General features: G+C 71.1%; 3 protein-coding genes. All 3 read left to right on the top strand.

The features are described 5' to 3' along the window. Positions 1–3,210: hypothetical protein (locus AC1DYX_RS28110; protein WP_477265050.1), on the top strand; the 3,210-nt coding region annotated here is incomplete at its 5' end. Then, entirely contained in the window at positions 3,207–3,629 is a 423-nt protein-coding gene (locus AC1DYX_RS28115) for a lytic transglycosylase domain-containing protein (RefSeq protein WP_477265052.1), read from the top strand. The genes AC1DYX_RS28110 and AC1DYX_RS28115, both read left to right, overlap by 4 nt. 138 nt (positions 3,630–3,767) lie before the next feature. Further along, positions 3,768–4,509: hypothetical protein (locus tag AC1DYX_RS28120; RefSeq protein ID WP_477265054.1), on the top strand; the 742-nt coding region annotated here is incomplete at its 3' end.

Here is a 4,509-nt window from a genome sequence, read left to right on the forward strand (position 1 = left end):
GCCGCCGCGCGCATGCGGCCCACGCCGCCGCCGCCGGCCCCGGGCGAGCCGCTGCCGAAAGGGCCGCTCGGCGCCAACCAGAACAACTTTCTGAAGGCGATGCGCACGGCCGTCAAGCAGATCGCGCCGGAGGTGCCGACGCCGGCCAGGACGGGCAAGCCGGCCGCGCCGATGCCGGCCCTGCACGACGAGGTCGAGATGAAGGACCACGTGTGGAACATGTTCGCCCAGCCGCGCAACCAGATGGAGTCGGCGGCGCGCGTGACCGCGCTGCTCGACCAGCTGATGCCCGCGCTGGCCGGACCGCCCGCGCCGCGCGCCGGCCATCTGCCGGCCGACCCGCCGACCACCACCTTCCCGTTCACCCAGCACCTGCTGGTGGGCGAGCACCTGGCGCAGGCGTGCGCGCGCGACCCGGAGCGGGCGACGGCGGCGCTGGCGACGCTGCGCTCGGGACCGCAGGTGGACGCCATGCTGCACGCGCTGAAGTCCGGCACGCTGGAAGGGGCGGGTGTGGATGCGCTGCGCACCGCCGCCGGCCTGGCGTCCACGCACGCCGGCTTCCAGGCGCTGCTCAAAATGATCCAGCCGCCGCCCGCGCCCGAGCACCATGCGGGCCTGCAGCGGCTGCTGACGGCCGCCGCCAAGGTCTCGCAAGAACTCAAGCTCGTGCACGGCGACCCGCTGGCGCAGGCGGGCATGCACGCCACGCTGAAGGTGGCGACGGGCGCGCCGGCCACGCTGGCCGAGACGGTGCTCGCCGTGGAGCTGCGCATGCACGCCGCGCCGGCGGTCGAAGGCGCGAGCCCGTACGCGGCGCTGCCGCCGGCCCACAAGGCGGCGGTGTTCGCGTGGAAGCAGGGCTTCCGCGAAAGCGGTCCGGGCACCGACCTGGCGAAGGCGCAAGGGCGCCTCGCCAAGTTCGGCAAGTACGTGGCGCGCGCGGCCAGGCACGAAAAGAACAGCGCGGTGAAACTCGACGTGCGCAACCCGTCCACGGCCGGGGCGTTCCTGAAGGCCAAGGCCAGGCTGACGATGACCAGCGTGCACAACGCGTTCGGCCGCAAGAAGTCGCCGCTCGATCCGCTGCGCTCGATGGGCGTCAACAATGCGGCCCAGGGCCACCCGGATGACAACATCACGGCGCTCGACAAGCACGTCGGCACCGCCATGGGCGCACTGAGCACCCACCTCGCGGCGCAGCTGCCGGCGCACGGTTCGGCCGAGCATGCCGAGCTGGCGCAAGCCCTCGCCACGCCCGGCACGCCGTTGCCGCCCGCGCTGGAGCGCAGCGCCCTGATGCGCCACGTAACCGCCACCGTGGAGCAGACGCGCCCGCTTGGCCACGTGCTCGACAAGCCCGCGCTGATGCAGGTGGCGCTGAACATCGCCCACGAGCACGGCGTGCCGGAAGGCGATGTGCAGGCGCTGGCCGCCAAGCTGACGCATTGGGAAGGCAAGAGCGTGACGCTGGCGAACGTGCGCGCCTGGGCAAAGGAGGGCGGCCTGCACGAGACCGAGCCCGCACCGGCCGGCGCGCCGACGGCGCACAAGGAAACCGGGTTCGGCGCCGCCATGCGCAAGGCCGCCACCATCGTCGACGCGTCCAGCAACCGGCCGGCCGACCTGACCGCGGACGGCGCGCATGCGTTCGTGCGCACCTACCTGCAGGAGCACCAGTGGGGCAATGCGGTCACGGCGTCCAACGGCGGCACCCTCGGCTTCAACGCGGGAGCGCTGTCGATCGCGCTGAAGAAGGCGTCCGAGCAGTTCACGGCGGCGATGTCCGGCGGCGCCGTGAAGGGGTCGGTGGCGCCGGTGGCCGACGTGCGTATCGCGCACGCCAGCACTGCCGTGCTCGGCTTCGGCACCAGCCACCATGGCGGCGAACTGTTCATCGGCACCCAGCGCCAGATCGCAGGCGGCCTCGGCGGCGGTATCGCGGCCTCGGTGCGCAAGGGCTTCTCGAAGTTCGGCCTGCAGGGTGGCGGCGGCGCCACCGTCACGCCGCTCGCGGGCGACAGGGCGCAAGTGCGCGGCGTGATGGTGCGCACGATGCGCGAGGAGAATCCGAACGGCGAAGCCTGGAACTCCGGCAAGGCGCGCGACGACCTGATCAAGTTTGTCGACACCATGTTCGCGCTCGCCAAGGGCCCGGACGGCGCCAGGCTGGATCCGGCGCGGACCTGGGAGCACCTCGCGAGCGAATTCCTCGAGAGCGAGACGCTGTCGGTCGGCTGGCACAACCAGTCCGCGAACAGCCTGCACCACACGGCCACCGCGTCGGCCAATGCGCGCGCCGTGGGCATCGCGTCGGACAAGCCGTTCGAGACCGCGGGCGTGGGGATCGCGGGCAGCGTCACCGCCGATCTCACGTCGAAGGGCACGAACCGGCGCACGGAAACCACGGGCACCCACCGCATGATCCGCAATAACGAGCTGTCGCGCTTCCAGGTGAACGCCACGGTGAGCGCGTCCACCATCTCGCCCACGATTCCCGTGGCCGGCAGCAGCGGCACGTTCGCGCAGGGCACCGAGCCGGACCCGACGTCCGAGACGTTGAACCGGCCCATCCCGCTGATCGGCAAGCAGCAGAACCACAGCCTGGTGGACAAGGGCATGAACGTGACGTTCCGCGCGCTCGTCGACAACGGCCGCCTGTCCGAAACCTATACGCTGCGCGACGTCGACATCCGCGACGCGGGCCAGTTCAAGGCGATGATGGCGGAGCCCGGCCGCAAGGCCCAGTTCGAGCAGGTGTTCACCGCCGTCCACGGACCGGAACACGGGCCGCAGGAACTGCAGAAATTCATGTCCCGCGTGGAGAACTGGGCTGGCGCCGGCCAGCGCTACATGATGCGTACGCGCCTGCGGGCCGACGTGCGCAAGGGGCTAGACGAGAGCGCCGCGCTGGCCGCGACCATCCACGCGCGCAATCCGAACGATCCGCGCCTCGCGCAGCTGTCGCAGCACATGATGGCGCGCCTGAGCGACGAGCACTCGTGGGTGCCGATGCAAATGCAGGCGATCGAGTCGCAGAGCGCGGCCGACGTGCGCGGCCTGAACTTCGGCCTCGTCGCCACGGCCAGCCGCACGGTGGCCACCGACCGCGAGCTGTACTCGACGGCGGCGGCGCCGGACATCGTGCGCGCGTGGGCCCGGCAGCCGGCGCCTCCCGCCGCATCCGATCACGAACCGGGGAGCGTGTGATGCGCCGCCTCGCGCTACTTTCCGTGTGCGTCGGGGCGTGGGCGCCCGCGCATGCCGACTGTTTCGACGAGGCCGCCGCGTACCAGCACGTCAATCCGGCGGTGCTGCGCGCCATTGCGTGGCAGGAGTCGCACGGCCGCGCGGCCGCGCAGCACCGCAACGCCAACGGCTCCGTCGACTATGGCCTCATGCAGATCAATTCGGTCCATCTCGGCGAGCTGCAGCGCTGGGGCATCGATCCGTCGCAGCTGATGCAGCCGTGCGTCGGCGTCTACGTCGCCGCCTGGCACCTGCGCAAGATGATGCTCAAGTACGGCAACACGTGGGACGCGGTCGGCGCCTATCACTCCGAGACGCCCGCGGAGCGCGCACGTTACCAGGCGTCGATCCGGCGCATCGTCGCCGCGCATGGCGGCTGAGTTGCTTCGCGCCGCTTCGCGCCGTAGCGCGCCGCTTCGTTCCGCGCGCCGCTGCGCCGCGCCGCGCCCGCTACGCTGGAACGGGCTCTTCGCGGCCCGGGCGGAATCCATTTTCAACCTCGCAGAAAGGCAATAAACATGAGCTTCAAGAGTTTCTTCAAACATCTCGGCCATGCGATCGAGCATGCGGCCAAGGACGTCGTGCACGGCGTCGAAAACATCGCCAAGGATGTCGTCCACGCCGGAGAGGCGGCCGCCCACGCGGTCGACGACGTCGCCCACGGCAGGTTCAAGGCGGCCCTCAACGACGCGGTGCGCTGCGCGCAGTGCGGCGTCAAGGCCTTCACCGAACTGCCCAAGACGGAAATCGACGCGATCTGCGACGCCACGTCGGATTTGCACCTGAACAAGTCGCTCGACAAGATGGCGCAGAAGGTCAAGGGCTTCCAGGACAAGGCGACCGAGTTCGAACGCAACGTCGGCAACAAGATCGTCCAGGACGTCGCCGACAGCGTCGAGGGCACGGTGAACGGCACCATCAACGCCGCCAAGGACATCGGCAGCGGCCATTTCGGCAAGGCCTGCGGCGACTTCATGGGCGCGGCCGGCAACGCCGTGCAGCTCGCCTGCGACCTGACGCCCGAGGGCCTCGCGGCGAACGCGGTGGTCGGCGCCATGCAGGCCGGCCATATCGGCAATTCGGCGGTGCAGGGMTTCGTGGGCGACGTCGTCGGCGGTCCCAAGGGCTTGCTCAAGCGGGCGGCGGAAAGCGGCGCGGGACTCGCGGCCGGCGCGGCCGCGAACGAAGTAGCCCAGAAGATCGGCTCGGTCCCGGGCGCGGGCGCGGGCGGCGATGCGCTGCTGGCGGCCGGCGCCGCGG

Source organism: Massilia sp. P2_C2, from assembly GCF_056404615.1.